The organism is Pseudomonas sp. GL-RE-29 (assembly GCF_019947275.1).
Taxonomy (GTDB): domain Bacteria; phylum Pseudomonadota; class Gammaproteobacteria; order Pseudomonadales; family Pseudomonadaceae; genus Aquipseudomonas; species Aquipseudomonas fluorescens_A.
This window is the reverse complement of the sequence record NZ_JAGYGD010000028.1, coordinates 40533-60673: the sequence shown is the minus strand read 5'-3', so window position 1 is coordinate 60673 and position 20141 is coordinate 40533. Positions and strand designations below refer to the sequence as shown.

Below are 20141 nucleotides of genomic sequence, written 5' to 3'. Positions count from 1 at the left end.
AAAAAATATTTTTATAGAGGGGATTTTGCGCGGATCAACGTCAGCCACGGGCTGTAGTGATCCACCCGGATTGGCAGGGTTTCAGCCAGCGCGGCGAAGGTTCGGGCGGTGTCGTTCAGCGGGAATACACCCTGGACGCGCAGGTCGCGAACGTCGGGGGATACGCGGACAAAACCGCGACTGTTGGGACGCAGGGCATCGACGACTTTTTCCAGCGGCTCGTCCAGCACGTTCAGCCGCCCACTCAGCCAATCGGCGCGATAGCGTTGATCGCCGACCACCGGGTCGATCCGACGGGCGTAGAGCAGGGCAGACTCTCCCTCTTGCAAGTCACGCCGGGTGCCATCGAAGAGTTTGGCTTCGACGGAATGTTCCAGCACCACCACGCGACTGGCGTCTTGCTCTTGGGCGACCAGGAAACGCGTACCCAACGCACGTATTTCACCTTGGGCAGTGCGTACTCGCAGGGGACGCTTGGGATCGGGTGCCACCTGAATGACCAGTTCACCGTGACGGAGGATGACCAGTCGTTGCTGGTCGTCGAATTGCACGTCTACGGCACTGTCGGCATTGAGGCTCAAGCGGCTGCCATCGACCAGATTGAAGGTTTCCCGTTGACCCCGTCCGGTGTGCAGATCGGCGAGCAAGCTGTCGCCCAACGGACTGCGTGCTCCCAGCCATAAACCGCCACCCAGCAGACCAAGACCGGCGATCACCCGCAGCGCATCACGCCGCGACGTCTGTGGTTGCAATAGAAGTTGGCGGGCATGTTCGGTGTGACCGGGCAAACGTCGGTCGAGGGCACGAACCGTGTTGAAGGACCCGCCAATGCGCTCCTGCAATCTTGCCCAGGCTTGAGCGTGCGCAGGGTCCTGACTCAACCAGGTGTTGAAACGTTCTTGCAGTGCAGTAGTGGGCGAACCGGCGCGCAGGCGCACCATCCAGTCAATGGCCTGCTCGCTGACAGGGTCCAGGCGCGGCTTGCTCATGGCGCCGACTCGCTCAGGTAGCACTGCAGCAATGCTTGTTTCATGTAGCGGCTGACAGTGCGTTCCGACAGGCTCAGTTTTTTCGCGATCGCCACGTAACTCATGCCGTCCAGCTGGCTGTAGAGGAAGGTCGCTTTAACCACCATCGGCAGGCCATCCAGCGCCCGGTCGATGGCGACCAGGGCTTCGATCAGTTGCAGCTGTTCTTCCGGGGAAGGCGCCAGCATCTCGGGCAGGGTGGACAGGCGTTCCAGATAAGCCAGTTCCAGTTTGCGCCGGCGATGCCGGTCAAAGATAAGCCGTCGGGCGATGGTCGAGAGATAGGCACGAGGTTGTTCGATGCTGTCGGGATCGACGCGGGCTACCAGCATCTGGCAGAACGTATCGGCGGCTGTGTCCTCGGCGTCCGCGTGATTGCGCAGCCGTCGCTGAATATGCTGCAGCAGCCAACGGTGGTGATCGCTGAAAAAGTAGCTCAGCTTGCTGGTCGAAGGAGGTTGCACCGGTCGTCATTCCGAATGGTAGTGTGAATCGTTCTCAATACTACCTTTGTGGGACGAGTGACCGCAATCGATGGCTTCGACGAGCAGGGATATGTTTTACCGCTTCAACGTTTACTTATCGTTATTGGTCGTGCGAATGAGGTTATTGCGCAGCGCCACGATTGCCTGCTGCATTTGTACGAAGTCGTCGGGATCCAGGCCTGTTTGCGGGAAGCCGTCTTCCGAGAGGCCTTCGCGCAGTTTTCGACCTTCTTTGGTCAGGCTGATGCGTACCTGGCGTTCGTCTTCCGGATCACGCTGGCGCAGCAGGTAACCCATCGCTTCGAGTTTCTTGAGAATCGGGGTGAGGGTGTTGGATTCAAGGAACAGCTTTTCCCCGAGGCTGCCGACCGTCTGGTTGTCTTGTTCCCACAGCGCCACGAGGGTGATGTATTGCGTGTAGGTCAAACCCAGCCGTTCGAGCATTGGCTTGTAGGCTTTACCGAACGCCAGGTTGGTGGAATAGACCGCAAAACACAGGAAGTCGGAGAGCTTCAGGTCCAGGGCGGAGGTCTTGTCGGTGGTTTTCATGGGCGTTCTCTTTGATCAAGGACGGATGTCTTGCAAAGCTGGGACTATACGTCGTATGCGATGGTGTCGGAAGTGCTCCAATACCTCGTCCCACGAAGGCCGACGGCCGGTGCCGGGTATGACCCAGGCGAACCGGCCGCGCGGGGCGTTACGCGGTGATGACATTCAGGGCCACGTCAATGTTGCCGCGGGTGGCCTTGGAGTACGGGCAGATGGAATCGGCAATGTGGGCCAGTTCGGTCGCGACATCCTGTGCCAGGCCCGGGGCGCGCAGGGTCAGGCGTGCTTGAAGGAAGTAGGCTGCACCGGTCTGGCCGAGGTCCACTTCGATATCGACGGACAGGTCCGCCGGCAGCGCGATGTTGCGTTCGGCGGCCACAAGTCCTACCGCCGCGGTGTAGCAGGCCGACCAGGCGCCGGCAAACAGTTGCTCGGCTTTCGGGTGCGGCTGGGTGGCTGCGAAAACGTGCGCCGGTTGGGCACTGCCGGGCGAGGACAGGACGATGTCGAGGTTGCCGTTATGACCGCGCAACGTGTTGTCTGCGTTGCTGTGGGTGGTGTGGGTTTTGCCGGTGGCCAGTACTTTTTCGATTTTGCTCATGATGATTTCCTCGGATTTCTTTACTTTGTAAGTCGTATGCGAATGCATCGTATGCGATGTATGTGGCGGAAAAAATTACTCGGTAATAACGTTCAAGGCCACGTCGATGTTGCCGCGGGTGGCTTTGGAGTACGGGCACATCTGGTCAGCTGCATGGGCGATTGCGGTCGCGGTGTCGAGTGCGATACCCGGTAAGCGAAGGGTGATCCGCGATTGCAGGAAGTAGGCGTTCCCGGTCTGGCCCAAGTCGACTTCAATATCCACGGACACGTCTGCCGGCAGCTCCACCTTGAATTCTTTGGCGGCCAGGCCAACGGCGGCGATGTAGCAAGCCGACCAGGCACCGGCGAACAGTTGCTCGGCGGTCGGGTGCGCTTGGGTGCCGGTGAAAACGTGGGCCGGTTTAGTGTTGCCGGGCGACGAGAGCTCGATGTCTAGGTTGCCGTTATGGCCGCGCGATGTATTGCCAGCGGCGCTGAGGGTGGTGTGGGTTTTGCCGGTAACCAGGACTTTTTCGATCTTGCTCATGGGGTGAATCCTCGACGGTGCAGATTGGTTTGATTTAGTGTCGTATGCGTTTGTATCGCATCCGATGGAAATGATCTTCGCGCAGAACCCCATCCACGTCAATAGGTCTTTTCATGCCTTGGCGACGAACGGCCAGAATCACTGGCGAATGAAAAAAGCCCGCTAAAGGCGAATGCTTCAGCGGGCTGTGTTCTTGGTTTGGAGTCGTATGTTCGGGGCTTTTATCAGCCGCGTTTCGAAACTTCGGTGACGGGGCGCGCGACACGGGGTGTGTCGGTGGCCTTGCGATAGGTCAACAACACGATGCCGGTGACGACAATCACGCCGCCCAGCACCTGACCTGCGCTGAGCATCTGGTCCAGCACCACCCAACCCATCAACAACGTGGCGAGGGGTTCGATGTTCATCACCGGGGCATTCCTCGCCATGTTCAGGCGTGGCACGGACATGAACAACACAATAAAACCTGTGCCGTAGAGCACCACCAATGTGGCAAGCGCTAACCAGCCGGTGCTGCTGGCCGGCAGGTTCAAGCCACCCGGGAGGGCTCCGGTCATGCCCGCGAGGTTAACGCTGCTGAAGACGATGAAAATGGTCAGTAGGCTGCGCACTGACCCGCGTACCTGAGGCAATTTGTGATCGGTGATCCATAGCGCGCAGGCAAATACGCTGGCAGCGCCGAAGGCGAGCGCCACACCGAGCAGCCATTCCGGCCCCGCGCTGGCGTTGGATGAAAGGCGCCCCGGTACATCCAGCACAAACACCAGCCCCAGCAAAATCAAACCCATCAGCGCAGCGGTGCGGGCGCTCGGTCGCGGCCCACCCAGCGCCCAGGTGAGCAATGCCAGCAAGATGGGGAACACGTTGGCCACCAGCAGCGCGAGCGCCACCGGCACCCGCGCGACCGCCGAGTACAAACACAGGCTCTGGGCGGTGATCAGCAACCCCAGCAGCAACTGCCAGCGCCAGGCGCCAGGTGGCAAGCGCAGGCTCTGACGTTGCCACAGCACCAAGGCGGCCAATACCAGCAAGGTTCCGCCCGAGCGCATCAGGATCGCCAGTAACACCCCGGCACCATCATCGAATGCGACGCGAGCGGCCACATGGTTGCCGGCGAAAGCACAGCCCATGCAAAGCAGAATCAATACGGCGAGGTGGCGAGGAAAGGGCGCAGGCGCTTCATCCATGGAGGTCATGCGGGTCATGGCAGGTTCTCGAATCAAATGCACCACCGCGAAAGTGGGCGAGTGTTTTTACTGTGTTGTCGTACAACTCGAAGCGTTTTGTACCTCGTTTGATTTGAATGGACAAGGGTAAAAGGCTGTATCGAAGGTTTTGCAGGACTTGCGTGGCTAATGTCGATTGACTGATTGAAACGAGGTGATCGTATGACTCTAGGTTTGGCGCCCGCCCAAGCGCAGCAACTCTTGCTGTACAAAATCCGCAAACAATTTGATCCGGATCGGCGTTAACGCGCCAAACGCATGCAGCGAATGAATCGCCATCGACGGCAAGCGTTGCTCGCACAGCACCTGCTGCAGCGCACCTGAATCCAGATCTTGCTGCACGGTGCATTTCATCAGGTAGGCGATCCCCATGTCGCCTAACGCGGCGGCGCGCAAGCCGAAGCCCGAGTCCAGGCCGATTCGTCCACGTGGGACCAGGGTTTCACCGTTTTCAAAGACGATGGGCAGTGTTCGCCCGTTCAGTTGATAGCGGGCGAAGGACAGGGCGCGCAGGTCTTCGATGGAGGTCGGTGTTGTCCATTCGCGCAGGAACGCCGGGGAGGCAACCAGTGCCATGTCGAGGTGGGCGAGGGTGCGGCTTTTCAAGTCACTGTCGACAAGGGTGCCGACGCGGAAAATCACATCGTAGCCTTCGCGAATCACATCTACGTGATGATCCAGTAAGGTCAGGTCCAGCTCCACGTCGGGGTGTTCGGCGAGGAATACCGAATTGATCCGCGGCATCAGCAACCGCCCCAGTTCGCTGGGCATGCTCACCCGTAAGTGACCACTCGCGCCGCCGGTATGGCGCAACGCGTCGGCAGAATCATCGATGGCTTGCAGCAGCGGTGCGACACGCTCGAAAAACGCCTGGCCTTCGGGCGTCAGACTGAGCATGCGCGTGGAGCGGCGAAACAACTTGGCGTTGAGTTCTGTTTCCAGCCGAGCAATGCCTTTTGATATCGCCGATGGCGTGGTGCCGGCGTTGCGCGCGGCGGCGCTGAACGAGCCGGCTTCGACCGCACGGACAAAGGCAATCAGGCTGGCCGACTGGTTCAACAGGCTGGGCATCTTGTGACTCCAGGGCACAACAGATGTGCCCTTTGCGGGACTGGTTGGCAGGTGGGCGAGCGCCATAATACTGCGCTACTTCAACTAGCGGAGTCAGCAAATGCAACGTCTTCAAGGAAAGGTCGCGGTCATCACCGGCGGCAACAGCGGGATTGGTTTGGCCTCGGCCTGTCTGTTCGCCAAAGAGGGCGCGCAAGTGATTGTCACGGCGCGTCGGCAAGACGTGCTGGACGATGCCGTCCGCCAGATCGGCCATGGTGCGATTGGCATCAAGGGCGATGTCGCAAGCCTTGAGCATCATGCCGACGTGGCCGGACAAGTCCGGGAGCAATTCGGTGCGCTGGATATCTACATGGCCAACGCCGGGGTGATCACCCTGACACCTTCGCATCAGGTCACGCCCGAAGCATTCGACGCGCAGTTCAACATCAACACGCGCGGTGTCTTCTTCGGTGTGCAGTCGGTCATGCCCTTGATGCGCGACGGCGGCAGCATCATTTTGACCAGTTCCCTGGCCGCCTCAAAAGTGCTCGACGGTCACGCGGTATATGCAGGTTCCAAGGCTGCCATCGCGGCATTCGCCCGTAATTGGGCACTGGAACTGCGCTCACGGCGGGTTCGCGTCAACGTGCTGAGCCCTGGCCCGGTGAACACTTCCATCATTGGCAAACTGGGCGTCTCGGAAGACGACCGCCCAGGGTTCATGCAGATGATGGCGGACATGATCCCCGCCGGCCGTTTGGGCGAGTCTGAAGAACTGGCGCAAGCGGCGTTGTACCTGGCGTCCAGCGACAGTTCGTTCGTCAACGGCATTGAATTGCACGTGGATGGCGGGATGTCGCTGGTCTGATGTCGACGCTACAGCTTGCAGGCGGCATCCGTAAGCAACACCCGACCGAACTGCGCGTTGGCGTCCAGTGGCGTGATGGCCAGCAGTTGGTCCAGACGGATCTCCTGCTGCCCGTCCGCAGTCACGACGACGAGGAATTCTTCCTTGTTGCTGGAGGTTCGCGTGGTCAGCGCTTTGGCCTTCAGTTGTGCGCCATCCTTCAACTCGATAACCAGTCGATATCGGCGCATGCAGAAGATCTCCAGATAGTCATGCAGGTCGCAGTTCATGGGTTGGTATTTGTCCATGTCGTTACTCCTGACAACGATGCGGGTTGAATGAGCATAGACAGATTGGAAATCAACTGTCTGTACGGGCCTCATCGCGGGCAAGCCACGCTCCTACAGGATTTGGACTGGGCCATTTTTTGTGTCCGGCATAAACCTTGTAGGAGCGTGGCTTGCCCGCGATGGCGCCGGTACAAACACCGCAGATATCCCTGAAAAAAATCACCCGATAAGAAAAACCGATACCCGCTTAAGGATTTCCCAGAGGCGGGGCGGGCACGTGCGGCTTTAGAGTCACGCCCAGCGTTCGATGGGTGGATGGCTGCCTGGCCAGCCGCCATTGCCGAGCCCGTCGCAATTTCTAAAAAAATAAGAAGGTGAAAAGCATGAGTCACGAAACGGTCGATATCAAAGCGTGGATCGACAACCGACCGGTTGCCAGATACCAGTGGCTCATCATGAGCCTGTGTTTCTTCGTTGTGTTGTTCGATGGCTTTGATGTCGCGGTCATGGGTTTTATCGCGCCTTCGCTGATTCAGGAGTGGGGGCTTTCCAAAGCGGCTTTTGGCCCGGTCATGAGCGCCGGCATGGTTGGCCTGGCCATTGGTGCCTTGACCGCTGGCCCTTACGCCGACCGTCTGGGCCGCAAGAAAGTGTTGTTGATTGCTGTGACAGGATTCAGCGTGCTGAGCCTGGCCTGTGCCTTTGCTCGCAACCCTTACGAACTGGCAATCCTGCGGTTGTTGACCGGCGTGGCCCTGGGCGCCGCAATGCCCAACACCACCACGCTGCTCTCCGAATACCTGCCGGCGCGCAATCGTTCGCTGTTCATTACCATCATGTTCACCGGTTTCAATATGGGGTCGGGGATGGGCGGTTTTCTCGCGGCCTGGTTGATCCCGCAACACGGCTGGCAATCGGTGCTGCTCGCGGGTGGCATCCTCCCGATGGTGTTGCTGCCGTTCCTTTGGCTGCTGTTGCCCGAGTCCCCGCGCTTCCTGGCGGCACGTAATGCATCGGCCAGTGAAATCGCCAAGGTGTTGAACAAGTTGGGCGGGCAGTTTTCGGCGAGCACGAAATTCACCCTGAGCGAGCCTCAGGTCCAGCACAAGGCACCGGTACGCAAGCTGTTCACCGAGGGTTTTCGGTTCGGCACGCTGGCGCTGTGGATGACCTACTTCATGGGCCTGCTGGTGATCTACCTGACCATGGGCTGGATGCCTACCTTGTTGCGTGAGGGTGGCCTGTCCATCGAGCGCGCAGCGACCATCACCGGTCTGTTCCAGATCGGTGGCACGGTTGGCGCGATCGTGGTCGGTTGGGCCATGGACCGCCGTAACCCGAACACCGTGATTGCCACCTCCTATGCCTTGGGTGGTGCATTCATCCTGCTGTTGGGGGCTTTCAGCCTGGAGTCGAGTCTGTTGGCGTTCGGCGTCGTCGCGGCAGGCTTCTGCATGAGCGGTGCGCAGACCGGCCTCAACGCTTTCGCGCCCGGTTACTACCCAACCGATTTCCGCGCCACGGGCGTCAGCTGGATGCTCGGTATCGGGCGTTTCGGGGCTATCTTTGGTTCTCTCATCGGTGGTGCGGTGCTCAGCCTTGGCCTGGGTCTGCCGCTGTTGTTCGCCCTGTTGAGCGTGCCGGCCTTCATCGCCGCGCTGGCGATCCTGGCTAACGGTCATGCACGGCGTCGGGTCAGTCAGACGTTGCTGGCGCAATAATTTTTTCGAACACAGGAACTTGTTATGGCACGCATCATTGGTGGCCTCGCTGTATCCCACACACCCACCATCGGCTTCGCGGTCGATCACGATAAACAGAATGAGGCTGCCTGGGCGCCGATCTTCGAAGGCTTCGAACCGATCAAGGTGTGGTTGAAGGAGCAACAACCGGACGTGTTGTTCTACATCTTCAACGACCATGTGACCTCGTTCTTCTTCGACCACTACGGCGCGTTCTCCCTCGGTGTGGACGAGCGTTACGAGGTCGCTGACGAAGGTGGCAACCCTCGTTCGTTGCCCGCCGTCGGTGGACATGCGGCGCTGTCGCGGCACATTGGCCAGAGCCTGGTGGCTGACGAGTTCGACATGAGTTTCTTCCGCGACAAGCCGCTGGATCATGGCTTCTTCTCGCCGATGTCGGCGCTGTTGCCCTGCGATCCGCAATGGCCGGTGGAAATCGTGCCGTTGCAGGTCGGCGTGTTGCAGTTCCCGATTCCCAGCGCGTTGCGTTGCTACAAACTGGGTCAGGCCCTGCGCCGCGCCATCGAAAGTTATCCCGAAGACCTGAAGGTGGCCATCGTTGCCACCGGTGGCGTGTCTCACCAGGTGCACGGCGAGCGCTGCGGTTTCAACAACCCGGAGTGGGACGCGCAGTTCATCGATCTGCTGGTCAACGACCCGATTCGCCTGACCGAGATGACCCACGCCGAGTACGCCACGCTCGGCGGCATGGAAGGCTCTGAAGTCATCACCTGGCTGATCATGCGCGGCGCGTTGTCGGCCACGGTGAAGAACCTGCATCAGGATTACTACCTGCCATCCATGACCGGAATTGCCACCCTGTTGCTGGAGAATCAGGACCGTCCCTTACCCGCTGAAGTGACCGAGCGCCACTTGCAGCACATGCAGCACCAGTTGGCCGGTATCGAAAAACTCGAAGGCACGTACCCGTTCACCCTGGAGCGCAGCGCCAAGAGTTATCGGCTGAACAAGTTCCTGCATCGCATGATCGAGCCGCAATGGCGCCAGCGTTTTCTCGAGGCACCGGAAGCGCTGTTCGAGGAGGGCGGGTTGAGCGAGGAGGAACGTGAGTTGCTGCGCCAGCGCGACTGGCGCGGGTTGATTCAGTATGGGGCGATTTTCTTCGTGCTGGAGAAGCTCGCGGCGGTGCTCGGGATTCCCAATCTGCAGGTTTACGCGGCGATGCGTGGCCAGAGCCTGGACGAGTTCATGAAAACCCGTAATCAGCAGGTGCTGTATTCGGTGGCGGGTAAAGCGCCACGCTGATCATCGGGCGATAACGCGTACCAGTAACCGGCGACTCTTCCCGAGTCGCCATCACCCATTTTGTTTGACCTCACTGTGCCGGCACTGAACGGGCGCAGGGCATTTCTTTACCCAAAAATCGGAAAACAATAACAATGAAGAACACCGTTAATCAGCGGTTCGTCTGCACGTTGGCCGTCGTCTCGGCGCTTCCCCTGGGGGCCTCGGCGGCCGGTTTTGTCGACGACGCCAGCGCTAACCTTAACCTGCGTAACTTCTACATCAATCGCAATTTCACCAACCCGGCTTACCCGCAAAGCAAGGCAGAGGAGTGGACCCAGAGTTTCATTCTCGACGCCAAATCCGGGTTCACCCAAGGCGTGGTCGGGTTCGGTGTCGATGTGTTGGGGCTCTATTCGGTCAAGCTCGATGGTGGCCAGGGTACTGGCGGCACGCAGCTGTTGCCGCTCGATAGCGATGGTCGTCCAGCCGATGACTTTGGCCGTCTGGCAGTCGCCGGAAAAATGAAAGTGAGTAAAACCGAGTTGAAGGTCGGTGAGTGGATGCCGGTGCTGCCAATCCTGCGTTCCGACGACGGCCGCTCGCTGCCCCAGACCTTTCGCGGTGGGCAGGTCACCTCGCAGGATATCGATGGCTTGACCCTGTACGGCGGCCAGTTCCGCCAGAACAGCCCGCGTAACGATTCGAGCATGGAAGACATGTTCATGCAGGGCAAAACTGCGTTCACCTCCGATCGCTTCAATTTCGTCGGCGGTGAATACAGCTTCAACGACAAACGCACGATGATCGGTGTGTGGAATGCCGAGCTGAAGGACATCTATCAGCAGCAGTACCTGCAAATCGTTCACAGCCAACCGCTGGGTGCCTGGACCCTGGGCGCAAACCTCGGTTACTTCTGGGGCCGCGAGGACGGCAGCGCCCGTGCTGGCGACCTGGATAACCGAACCGTTTCGGCATTGCTCTCGGCCAAATATGGTGGCAACACCTTCTACGTTGGCCTGCAAAAACTTACGGGTGACGATGCCTGGATGCGAGTCAACGGCACCAGCGGCGGCACCCTGGCCAACGACAGTTACAACAACAGCTACGACAACGCCCGGGAAAAATCCTGGCAGGTGCGCCACGACTACAACTTCGTCGCCCTCGGCATCCCCGGCCTGACGCTGATGAACCGCTACATCAGTGGCGACAACGTACACACCAGTGCAACCAGCGACGGCAAGGAATGGGGCCGCGAATCGGAACTGGCCTACACCGTGCAGAGCGGCAGCTTCAAAAGCCTCAACCTGCGCTGGCGCAACTCCAGCATCCGCCGGGACTACAGCAGCAACGAGTTCGACGAAAACCGCTTGATCATCAGCTATCCATTCAGCCTGCTTTAACACCGTCGACACAAAAACCTGTGGGAGCTGGCTTGCCAGCGATGGCGGTGTGTCAGTCACCCGTGATGTTGGATGTACCGGCCTCATCGCCGGCAAGCCAGCTCCCACAGGTATCGGCCGCGCGCACAAACGCGATGTACGCCAAAAATCCCCTGTAGGAGCTTGCCAGCGATGGCGGTGTGTCAGTCACCCGTGATGTTGGATGTACCGGCCTCATCGCCGGCAAGCCAGCTCCCACAGGTATCGGCCGCGCACACAAAAGCTGCGTTCGGCCACAATTCCCCTGTAGGAGCTGGCTTGCCAGCGATGGCGGTGTATCAGTCACCCGTGATGTTGGATGTGCCGGCCTCATCGCCGGCAAGCCAGCTCCCACAGGTATCGGCCGCGCACACGAACGCGATGTACGCCAAAAATCCCCTGTAGGAGCTGGCTTGCCAGCGATGGCGGTGTGTCAGTCACCCGTGATGTTGGATGTACCGGCCTCATCGCCGGCAAGCCAGCTCCCACAGGTATCGGCCGCGCACACGAACGCGATGTACGCCAAAAATCCCCTGTAGGAACTGGCTTGCCAGCGATGGCGGTGTGTCAGTCACCCGTGATGCTGGATGTACCGGCCTCATCGCCGGCAAGCCAGCTCCCACAGGTATCGGCAACGCACACGAACGCGATGTACGCCAAAAATCCCCTGTAGGAGCTGGCTTGCCAGCGATGGCGTTGTATCAGTCACCCGTGATGTTGGATGTGCCGGCCTCATCGCCGGCAAGCCAGCTCCCACAGGTATCGGCCGCGCACACAAACGCGATGTACGCCAAAAATCCCCTGTAGGAGCTGGCTTGCCAGCGATGGCGGCGTGTCAGTCGCCCGTGATGTTGGATGTACCGGCCTCATCGCCGGCAAGCCAGCTCCCACAGGTATCGGCCGCGCACACAAACGCGATGTATGCCAAAAATCCCCTGTAGGAGCTGGCTTGCCAGCGATGGCGGTGTATCAGTCACCCGTGATGTTGGATGTACCAGCCTCATCGCCGGCAAGCCAGCTCCCCAGGTATCGGCCGCGCACACAAACGCGATGTACGCCAAAAATCCCCTGTAGGAGCGGGCTTGCCAGCGATGGCGGTGTGTCAGTCACCCGTGATGTTGGATGTACCGGCCTCATCGCCGGCAAGCCAGCTCCCACAGGTATCGGCAGCGCACACAAACGCGATGTACGCCAAAAATCCCCTGTAGGAGCTGGCTTGCCAGCGATGGCGTTGTATCAGTCACCCGTGATGTTGGATGTGCCGGCCTCATCGCCGGCAAGCCAGCTCCCACAGGTATCGGCCGCGCACACAAACGCGATGTACGCCAAAAATCCCCTGTGGGAGCTGGCTTGCCAGCGATGGCGGTCTACCGGTCACCGGGAAAGTGACTGACTGTCCCGAACCAACGCCTGCTCACGAATCACCCGTCGAATCATCTCCATCAAGGCTTGGGCCACAGGCGAATGCAGGCAGCCGTTGCGATAAGTCAAACCGATGGCCCGGGTGGTCTGTTTCAGCTCCAGCGGCAGGATGCACAACTCACCGGAGGCAATTTCCTGTTCCAGTTGATGCGCAGAGACCGCCGCGAGCATGTCCGAACGCAACAACAACCCACGAATGATCGCCATGTCGGCGCTTTCCACTACCGGCCGGGGCGGCGCAATGCCAAACCGGGTGAAGCACTCATCGAGCATTTTCCGGGCCGGCGATCCGGCGCGGGGCAGCACCCACTGGGCGGAGCTGAGTTCGTCGTGCAAAGCCGTTTTCGAATACAACGGATGATTACGCCGCGCCAATACCACCATGTCTTCCGTAAGCAACGCCTCACCGGTCAAATCGCTGGCGTAGGCCTCCGAACGCAAGGCTCCGAAAATGAAATCGACATCGCCGGCGCGCAGTTCCGTCGCCAGCAAATCGAAGGGGCTTTCATTGGTGATCACCTGGATTTCCGGGTACTCGGCCACCATGCGCACGATGGCCTCCGGCAGTATCCGGGTGCGACCAAGGGGCAGGGCGCCGACATGCACCACCCCTTGCAGGGCGCCGCGCAGGGCGGTGATGTCGGTCTCGATATGGCGCAACTCGTTCAGCGCCCGACGGATCGGAAACAGGATTTCATGGCTGGCGCGGGTCGGCTGCAAGCCACGAGGTGTGCGCTCGAAGAGCGTCTGCCCGCAGCCATTTTCCATGACCTTGATGGTCGAACTGATCGCTGGCTGACTCAGGCCGAGCAGGCTGGCGACGGTCTGCATGTGGTGGGTTTCACAGAGTTTGACGAACACTTGCAGGCGTCGGGCCTGGAACAGGTAAAGCGGTTCGACCGCACGTTTATCCCCGCTACTCAACAGCCGTGGAACGCTTTCCAGCTCGGCGAGCACGCGGCGTGCACGGGGCAGCAGACGTTCGCCGTAATCGGTCAAACGCATGCCGTTAGCGTGGCGTTCGAACAGCACCACGTCGAGCCGGGCTTCCAGCTCGGAAATCGACCGAGTCACCACCGACTGTGCCCGATACAGGGCCACGGAAGCCTTGGAAACGCTGCCGTGATCGGCCACGCGGACAAAGGCGCGAACGTGCATCAGGCTGGGCAGTTCACTGGTTTCCATGGGGCGGCGGCTCTTCAGATCGGTGTTTGACTCGGACTATGCCGCCGCCCTGATCGAGTGGCAATAAAAAAAACGCATACCTGCAACACCGCAACGCATTACTCCGCAAGTGGGTGCGGTGCGATGCTCTTTCGAAACGCAGGAGGAGTATCCGCAATGATCGATTCACCGAAAAACGCACCGAAAAACGCGCTGGTCGTCAGCGCCCACTCTGCCGATTTCGTCTGGCGTGCGGGCGGTGCTATCGCACTGCATGCGCAACAGGGCTACAACGTGCACATCGTCTGCCTGTCCTTTGGCGAGCGCGGCGAGTCCGCCAAGCTGTGGCGCAAGGGCGAGATGAGCGAAGAGAAAGTCAAAAGCGCGCGCCGCGAAGAAGCCCAAGCGGCCGCCGACATCCTCGGTGCCAGCGTCGAGTTCTTCGACATCGGCGACTACCCGATGCGCGCGGACAACGAAACCCTGTTCCGCCTCGCCGATGTCTTTCGCCGGGTGCAACCGGAATTCGTCCTAAGCCACTCGCTGAAAGACCCGTACAACTACGATCACCCGTTGGCCATGAACTTGACCCAAGAGGCACGCATCATCGCCCAGGCCGAAGGCTACAAACCGGGCGAGAAAATTGTCGGTGCGCCGCCGGTCTACAGCTTCGAACCGCACCAGCCTGAGCAATGCGAATGGCGCCCTGACGTGCTGCTGGACATCACTTCGGTCTGGGACAAGAAATACGCGGCCATCCAGTGCATGGCCGGCCAGGAACATCTCTGGGAGTACTACACCCGCGTGGCCCTGCAACGTGGCGTGCAAGCCAAGCGCAATGTCGGGATCACCTCTAGCCGCGACATCATTTACGGCGAAGGCTATCAAAGCATCTTCCCGCGCGTGACGGAGAACCTGGGATGAGCGAGTTGATCGGAAAAACCGGCATCGTCGTACGCAACATCGCCCGGGCCGAACAGGCGCTGGTCGAAGAGCTGCAACGCTACGGCGTCGCGACGATTCACGAAGCGCAGGGCCGCAAAGGTCTGCTGTCGTCTTCGATCCGACCCATCCAGCGGGGCACCGTGATCAGTGGTTCGGCGGTGACGGTGCTGGTCGCGCCGGGTGATAACTGGATGTTCCATGTGGCCGTGGAGCAATGCCGTCCCGGCGATATTCTGGTGGTTGCACCGAGTTCGCCGTGCACTGATGGCTATTTCGGCGACCTGTTGGCGACGTCGCTCAAGGCCCACGGCGTGCGCGCATTGGTGATCGACGCCGGCGTGCGCGACACCCATACACTGCGCGAGATGGGCTTCCCGGTCTGGTCCCGCGCCATCAGCGCCCAGGGTACGATCAAGGAGACCCTCGGCTCGGTCAACCTGCCGCTGGTGTGTGGCGGTCAGTTGGTCAACCCCGGCGATGTGGTGGTAGCGGATGACGATGGCGTGGTCATCGTGCGTCGCGCTGACGTTGAACATGTGGTCGAGGCCAGCCGCGCCCGCGCCGATCTGGAAGAACAGAAGGCCCTGCGCCTGGCCAAGGGTGAGTTGGGCCTCGACATCTACAACATGCGCGGACGCCTGGCGGAGAAGGGTTTGCGGTACGTCGACAGCCTCGACGAACTCGGAGACTGAGCATGGGCCAGACACGAATTCCTTGCCTGCTGATGCGCGGCGGGACGTCGAAAGGGGCTTACTTCCTGGCCAGTGATTTGCCCGAGCAGCAGGCGCTTCGCGACCGTGTGTTGCTGGCGGTCATGGGCTCGCCGGATGCGCGGCAGATCGATGGCATCGGCGGCGGTGATTCGCTGACCAGCAAAGTGGCGATCATCAAGCCCTCGGCCCGCGCCGACGCCGATGTCGATTATCTGTTTGCCCAAGTGCTGGTCGACGCGCCGCGTGTCGATTACGGCCAGAACTGCGGCAACATCCTTGCCGGTGTCGGACCGTTCGCCATTGAGCGCGGGCTGGTGGCGGTGCAGGGTGATGTAACGCCGGTGCGGATCTTCATGGAAAACACCGGGCAGATCGCGATTGCGCATGTGCTCACACCGAGTGGAGCTGTCAGCTACGCGGGTGAAGCGCGGATCGACGGGGTGCCGGGTTACGCCGCGCCGTTGATCGTCGAGTTCGAGGATGTCGCTGGCTCCAGTTGCGGGGCGTTGCTGCCGACCGGCAATGCCGTCGATGTGTTCGAGGGTGTTGAAGTGACCTGCGTCGATAACGGCATGCCGGTCGTGCTGATCCGCGCCGGAGACCTCGGTCTCAGCGGCTATGAAAGCCCGGAACAGCTGGATGCGAATGCGCCATTAAAGGCGCGGATCGAGAAGATCCGACTACAGGCCGGCCTGCGCATGCACCTGGGCGATGTCAGCCAGCGCAACGTGCCGAAAATATGCCTCGTTGCGCCGGCGCAAGCGGGCGGAGCGCTCAGCACCCGCACCTTCATTCCCCATCGTTGCCACACCAGCATCGGCGTGTTCGGCGCGGTCAGCGTAGCCGTTGCGTGCCTGATCGAGGGCAGTGTGCCGGCAGGCCTGGCGCGTATCCCCGCGGGTGATGTGAAGCAGCTTTCAGTCGAGCACCCGACCGGCGAATTCACCGTCGAACTGCGTCTGCAGGACGGCGAATTGGTGGGTTGCGGGCTGATGCGCACCGCCCGATTGCTGTTTGATGGAAACGTGTGTGTGCCGGATACGCTCTACTGAGGGGTGAGATAGACTCATCACGGGGCTTTTCACGGCAGGAGTGACACGCGTGGCAGGACTGCAATGGACTCGCTGATCACCGCCGCAGCGCACGCGCTGGCGGCGGGCGATCCGCTCGGCGCGCTGGACCGCATCGCATTGCGCGACGATGCGCCTGCGTTGGCGCTGCGCGGGATCGCCATGGCGCAACTGGGTGATCTGGCGCGGGCCAAGGCGCTGGTGCGCAGGGCGGCGCGGGCCTTTGGTCCGAGAGAGGTCGTGGCACGAGCGCGCTGCATCGTCGCCGAAGCCGAAATCGCCCTGGCCTCGCGGGATCTCGGCTGGCCGGTGAAGGCGCTTGAAGCGGCGCGTGTCACGCTGGAGGCCCATGGCGACCTGGTCAACGCTGCCCACGCGCGATATCTGGACATCCGTCGTTTGTTGCTGATCGGGCGGCTTGATGAGGCCCAAAAAAATCTCGATGAGCTGGATCAGGCAACATTACCGCCATCCTTGCGGGCGACCCATGAACTGGTGGTGGCAGGGATCGCGATGCGACATCTACATTCCCACGCCGCGCGGGCCGCACTCGCCAGGGCTGAACTCGCCGCGCAACTCGCCGGTATTCCTGCGCTGACCGCAGAAGTCGAAAATGCGGCGTCGATACTGAACAGCCCCGCCGCACACCAGATCGTTGGTGGCGAAGAACGACCTCTGTTGCTCGACGAAGTGGAATCGCTGCTCGCCTCGACATCGCTGGTGGTGGACGCTTGTCGCTATGTGGTACGTGGCGCGGGCATGTCGGTTTCCCTGTCCAAACGACCCATCCTCTTCACCCTCGTGCGTACGCTGGCCGAAGCCTGGCCGGACGATGTGCCCAGGGCAACACTCATCGCCCGGGCCTTTCGGCTGAAACTCAGTGATGAATCCCATCGCGCCCGTTTGCGGGTTGAAATCGGGCGATTGCGCGCCACGTTGAAGCCTTTGGCGACGGTGACCGCGACCCGGCGCGGATTTGCCCTGGTCGCGCAGGTTTCACCGGACGTGGTGCTGCTGACGCCACCGGTCGAAGAAAAATATGCAGCGGTGTTCGCCTTGCTCGGTGACGGTGAATCCTGGTCCAGTTCAGCCCTGGCGATAGCCCTCGATACCAGCCAGCGCACCGTGCAGCGTGCGCTCGACACACTGGCGGCGGCAGGCAAAGTGCAGTGCTTTGGTCAGGGCCGCGCGCGGCGCTGGATGACCCCACCGGTACCCGGTTTCGCGACGACCTTGTTACTCCCGGTGCCGCTGCCCGGTGGCTAGGATGAACGCCACCAACCCCTTTCGAGGAACACCAAGATGAAACAGTCAGCCGCCGAAATCGTCCGTGAGTATGGCCCTTTTGAAGGTGTCGACACTGTGCACGGCCTGACCTGGGACGGTCAGCAGGTGTGGTTCGCCAGTGGCGAAAAACTCAACGCCCTCGATCCCGAAAGCGGAAAGACATCGCGCTCGATCGACGTCGCCGCCCATGCCGGCACCGCCTTCGACGGGACGCATCTGTTCCAGATTGCCGAGGACCGCATCCAGAAAATCGACCCTCGCACCGGTCAGGTTCTCTCCACGATCCCGGCCCCCGGTGGCGGCAACGACTCAGGGCTGACATGGGCCGAGGGCACGTTGTGGGTGGGGCAGTATCGCGAGCGCAAAATCCATCAGATCGATCCCGAGAGCGGAGCCATCCTGCGCACCATCGAATCCAACCGCTTTGTCACCGGCGTGACTTGGGTTGAAGGCGCGTTGTGGCATGGCGTTTGGGAAGGCGAAGAAAGCGAATTGCGCCGCATCGACTCGAAGAACGGCGAGGTGCTGGAAAGCCTCAAGCTGCCAACCGGGATCGGCGTGTCCGGGCTTGAATACGATGGCGGCGAGCGGTTTTTCTGCGGCGGTGGTTCGAGCGGGAAGGTGAGGGTGGTGCGACGGCCCTCTTGATTCCATGCGCCTAAGAAATACGGGCTTGATGAACCAGTGAATGATCATCAAGCCCGTCCAGACTCCTTGGCGCGAATCAGCGCGCCTTCGTCATTGATGTTCGGCTGTTTCAGCGCCAATCGGGCCAGGTAACCCGAGTAAATAATCGCCGCGATATTGCCAATCGCTCGTAACGTCGTCTTGAAAATGTACGCCGATGTACAGCGCATGTACGCCATGGATCGGGCGGTGTACAGTTGAGCGAATTTACCGAGATAGGCGGACCCGAAGATGTCGCAGACAGGAAGGGCGAAAACCAAGGCGCAGGATGCAGGATGGCGAGGCTCGGTCGATGTCTGGCTGGACGCCGCCTACGATGCCTTGAAGGAATCCGGTGTCGATGCGGTGCGGGTGATGCCGCTGGCCAAGCGTCTGAACTTGTCCCGCACCAGTTTCTATTGGTTCTATGAAGACCGCGAGCAATTGCTCGCGGCACTGCTGGCCCGCTGGAAGGACAAGAACAGCGGCGGCCTGGTGGGTCAGTGCGAGAGCTATGCAGAAAGCATTTCCGAGGCGATTCTCAATGTTTTCGAATGCTGGCTGAACCCGGAACTGTTCGACTCGCAATTCGAATTTGCCGTGCGCAGCTGGGCACTGCAATCGGCTGAGGTGGCCGCTGAAATCGCGCTGGCCGATGAGGCGCGAATCAATGCCCTGGCCGCCATGTTCCGCCGGTTTGGCTACGAAGCCGAGGCCGCCGATGCGCGGGCCAGGACGATCTACCTCACGCAAATCGGCTACATCTCGATGAAAACCACCGAGGACGTTGTGGTGCGTTTCCGGCGCATCCCGCAATACGTGACCGTGTTCACCGGCAAGGCACCGAAGCGGCGAGAACTGGATCGCTTCTTTGGCAAGTTTGGCTATGCGGAAAAAGAACCCGGGGTTTTCGGTCCGCTGGTTGAGATCTTGGAGGAGTTGCCGTCCGATGAACAATAAAACCCTGGGCATCATCGGCGGCACTGGCTGGCTGGGAAGCGCAATCGCCGAGGCGCTTCTGGACAGCGGGTTTATCCAGCCTGCCGGACTGTTTGTTTCAAATCGCTCTGGCCGCAGCCCATTGCGAGCGGACGTCCGGGTTCTGGCTGATAACCAGCAACTCGTGGCGCTCAGCGATGTGGTGATGTTGTCGATCCGGCCGGAACAATTTCCCGAACTGCAGATCGATGCCAGCGGTAAACAAGTCATTTCCCTGATGGCCGGGATCCCGGCGGCAGCTATCAGCGCAGCCACCGGTGCGCAGGAGGTAGTGCGGGCCATGCCGAATGCCGCCGTCGACATCAGGCAGTCGTACACGCCCTGGTACAGCGCCGGCAATCTTGGCGACGCAGATCGCAAGTGGCTGCAACGGTTTTTCGAATGTGTGGGTGCGGCGGATGAAGTGCCGAACGAAGACAACATTGATTACCTGAGTGCGTTGTCCGGCACCGGGCCGGCATTCCCGGCGTTGCTGCACCGGGCGCTGGCCAGTCAGGCAGTGGCGGCGGGCATTCCTTACGAGATCGCACAGCGTGCTGCGCGGGGCGTGGTGGTGGGAGGCGGGCAGCTGTTGGCCAGTCGCGATCCAGAACAAATGATTGAAGCGTTGATGGCTTACCGTGGCGTGACGGCGGCGGCGTTGCAGTCGATGACTGATCAGGACTTTGACGCCATGGTTGGAAGGGCATTACAGGCGGGCGCGGAGGTTGCGCGACGCGGTATGTAGCAAAACTTAAAACTGCTTTTGTGGCGAGGGAGCTTGCTCCCGCTGGGTTGCGCAGCGTCCCCAAAAATGGGCCTGCTGCGCAGTCCAGCGGGAGCAAGCTCCCTCGCCACAAGTTGATTGCACTATGCCTGTA

Annotated in this window: 21 protein-coding genes; 11 read left to right on the top strand and 10 right to left on the bottom strand. The window is 60.6% G+C overall.

Annotated elements, in window-relative coordinates; all coding sequences use genetic code 11:
- Nucleotides 1–11: 11 nt before the first annotated feature.
- From KGB21_RS21365 to KGB21_RS21335, 7 genes are all read right to left on the bottom strand, one after another.
- On the bottom strand, nucleotides 12–989 hold the full coding sequence (locus KGB21_RS21365; RefSeq protein ID WP_223506630.1) for a FecR domain-containing protein: 978 nt from the start codon (nucleotides 987–989) through the stop codon (nucleotides 12–14).
- Nucleotides 986–1492: a sigma-70 family RNA polymerase sigma factor gene (locus KGB21_RS21360; protein ID WP_223506629.1), complete on the bottom strand. Its 507-nt coding sequence runs from the start codon at nucleotides 1490–1492 to the stop codon at nucleotides 986–988. The genes KGB21_RS21365 and KGB21_RS21360 overlap by 4 nt, the downstream gene beginning before the upstream one ends.
- Nucleotides 1493–1603: 111 nt before the next feature.
- Entirely contained in the window at nucleotides 1604–2062 is a 459-nt protein-coding gene (locus tag KGB21_RS21355) for a MarR family winged helix-turn-helix transcriptional regulator (RefSeq protein WP_034150573.1), read from the bottom strand.
- A gap of 148 nt (nucleotides 2063–2210) precedes the next feature.
- Nucleotides 2211–2663 (bottom strand): Ohr family peroxiredoxin, encoded by a 453-nt coding sequence (locus KGB21_RS21350; protein WP_223506628.1) that lies wholly within the window; start codon nucleotides 2661–2663, stop codon nucleotides 2211–2213.
- A 75-nt stretch (nucleotides 2664–2738) separates the two neighbouring features.
- The gene (locus KGB21_RS21345; protein WP_034150574.1) at nucleotides 2739–3191 is read right to left on the bottom strand and encodes an Ohr family peroxiredoxin; all 453 of its coding nucleotides are present in this window, start codon (nucleotides 3189–3191) and stop codon (nucleotides 2739–2741) included.
- Between the two features lie 224 nt (nucleotides 3192–3415).
- Complete coding sequence (locus KGB21_RS21340; RefSeq protein WP_223506646.1) at nucleotides 3416–4378, bottom strand: EamA family transporter; 963 nt, start codon at nucleotides 4376–4378, stop codon at nucleotides 3416–3418.
- Nucleotides 4379–4585: 207 nt separating this feature from the next.
- A complete protein-coding gene (locus KGB21_RS21335; RefSeq protein WP_223506627.1) occupies nucleotides 4586–5488 on the bottom strand; it encodes a LysR family transcriptional regulator in 903 nt (300 codons plus the stop codon).
- 100 nt (nucleotides 5489–5588) lie between these two features.
- Here KGB21_RS21335 and KGB21_RS21330 point away from each other — a divergent pair, with 100 nt between their 5' ends.
- On the top strand, nucleotides 5589–6338 hold the full coding sequence (locus KGB21_RS21330) for an SDR family oxidoreductase (RefSeq protein ID WP_223506626.1): 750 nt from the start codon (nucleotides 5589–5591) through the stop codon (nucleotides 6336–6338).
- Between the two features lie 8 nt (nucleotides 6339–6346).
- Here KGB21_RS21330 and KGB21_RS21325 read toward each other — a convergent pair whose 3' ends face one another.
- On the bottom strand, nucleotides 6347–6625 hold the full coding sequence (locus KGB21_RS21325) for a Rho-binding antiterminator (protein WP_223506625.1): 279 nt from the start codon (nucleotides 6623–6625) through the stop codon (nucleotides 6347–6349).
- Between the two features lie 365 nt (nucleotides 6626–6990).
- On the opposite strand from KGB21_RS21325, the gene KGB21_RS21320 reads away from it, so the two are divergent.
- The 3 genes from KGB21_RS21320 (at nucleotide 6991) to KGB21_RS21310 (ending at nucleotide 10997) form a co-directional block, all read left to right on the top strand.
- Nucleotides 6991–8328 carry an MFS transporter gene (locus KGB21_RS21320; RefSeq protein ID WP_223506624.1) on the top strand — a complete coding sequence of 446 codons (1338 nt, stop codon included), beginning with the start codon at nucleotides 6991–6993 and terminating at the stop codon, nucleotides 8326–8328.
- Between the two features lie 24 nt (nucleotides 8329–8352).
- A complete protein-coding gene (locus KGB21_RS21315) occupies nucleotides 8353–9615 on the top strand; it encodes a gallate dioxygenase (protein ID WP_223506623.1) in 1263 nt (420 codons plus the stop codon).
- 134 nt (nucleotides 9616–9749) lie between these two features.
- Nucleotides 9750–10997 (top strand): OprD family porin, encoded by a 1248-nt coding sequence (locus tag KGB21_RS21310; protein WP_223506622.1) that lies wholly within the window; start codon nucleotides 9750–9752, stop codon nucleotides 10995–10997.
- A 1392-nt stretch (nucleotides 10998–12389) separates the two neighbouring features.
- Here the strand turns inward: KGB21_RS21310 and KGB21_RS21305 are convergent.
- On the bottom strand, nucleotides 12390–13622 hold the full coding sequence (locus KGB21_RS21305) for a LysR family transcriptional regulator (protein WP_223506621.1): 1233 nt from the start codon (nucleotides 13620–13622) through the stop codon (nucleotides 12390–12392).
- Between the two features lie 156 nt (nucleotides 13623–13778).
- On the opposite strand from KGB21_RS21305, the gene galB reads away from it, so the two are divergent.
- The 5 genes from galB (at nucleotide 13779) to KGB21_RS21280 (ending at nucleotide 18264) form a co-directional block, all read left to right on the top strand.
- Nucleotides 13779–14525 (top strand): 4-oxalmesaconate hydratase, encoded by a 747-nt coding sequence (galB, locus tag KGB21_RS21300; RefSeq protein WP_223506620.1) that lies wholly within the window; start codon nucleotides 13779–13781, stop codon nucleotides 14523–14525.
- The gene (locus KGB21_RS21295; RefSeq protein WP_223506619.1) at nucleotides 14522–15238 is read left to right on the top strand and encodes a 4-carboxy-4-hydroxy-2-oxoadipate aldolase/oxaloacetate decarboxylase; all 717 of its coding nucleotides are present in this window, start codon (nucleotides 14522–14524) and stop codon (nucleotides 15236–15238) included. Before galB ends, KGB21_RS21295 begins: the two co-directional genes overlap by 4 nt.
- Before the next feature lie 2 nt (nucleotides 15239–15240).
- The gene (locus KGB21_RS21290) at nucleotides 15241–16311 is read left to right on the top strand and encodes a 4-oxalomesaconate tautomerase (RefSeq protein ID WP_223506618.1); all 1071 of its coding nucleotides are present in this window, start codon (nucleotides 15241–15243) and stop codon (nucleotides 16309–16311) included.
- 63 nt (nucleotides 16312–16374) lie between these two features.
- Nucleotides 16375–17595 carry a helix-turn-helix domain-containing protein gene (locus tag KGB21_RS21285; RefSeq protein ID WP_223506617.1) on the top strand — a complete coding sequence of 407 codons (1221 nt, stop codon included), beginning with the start codon at nucleotides 16375–16377 and terminating at the stop codon, nucleotides 17593–17595.
- A 36-nt stretch (nucleotides 17596–17631) separates the two neighbouring features.
- Nucleotides 17632–18264, top strand: coding sequence for a PQQ-binding-like beta-propeller repeat protein (locus KGB21_RS21280; protein ID WP_223506616.1), 633 nt, complete (start codon nucleotides 17632–17634; stop codon nucleotides 18262–18264).
- Nucleotides 18265–18311: 47 nt separating this feature from the next.
- On the opposite strand, the gene KGB21_RS21275 is transcribed toward KGB21_RS21280, so the two are convergent.
- Complete coding sequence (locus KGB21_RS21275; RefSeq protein ID WP_223506615.1) at nucleotides 18312–18473, bottom strand: hypothetical protein; 162 nt, start codon at nucleotides 18471–18473, stop codon at nucleotides 18312–18314.
- Nucleotides 18474–18534: 61 nt separating this feature from the next.
- On the opposite strand from KGB21_RS21275, the gene KGB21_RS21270 reads away from it, so the two are divergent.
- Together KGB21_RS21270 and KGB21_RS21265 are read left to right on the top strand one after the other, a co-directional pair.
- The gene (locus KGB21_RS21270) at nucleotides 18535–19242 is read left to right on the top strand and encodes a TetR/AcrR family transcriptional regulator (protein ID WP_223506614.1); all 708 of its coding nucleotides are present in this window, start codon (nucleotides 18535–18537) and stop codon (nucleotides 19240–19242) included.
- On the top strand, nucleotides 19232–20008 hold the full coding sequence (locus tag KGB21_RS21265; RefSeq protein WP_223506613.1) for a pyrroline-5-carboxylate reductase family protein: 777 nt from the start codon (nucleotides 19232–19234) through the stop codon (nucleotides 20006–20008). The genes KGB21_RS21270 and KGB21_RS21265 overlap by 11 nt, the downstream gene beginning before the upstream one ends.
- The last annotated feature ends 133 nt before the right edge of the window (nucleotides 20009–20141 follow it).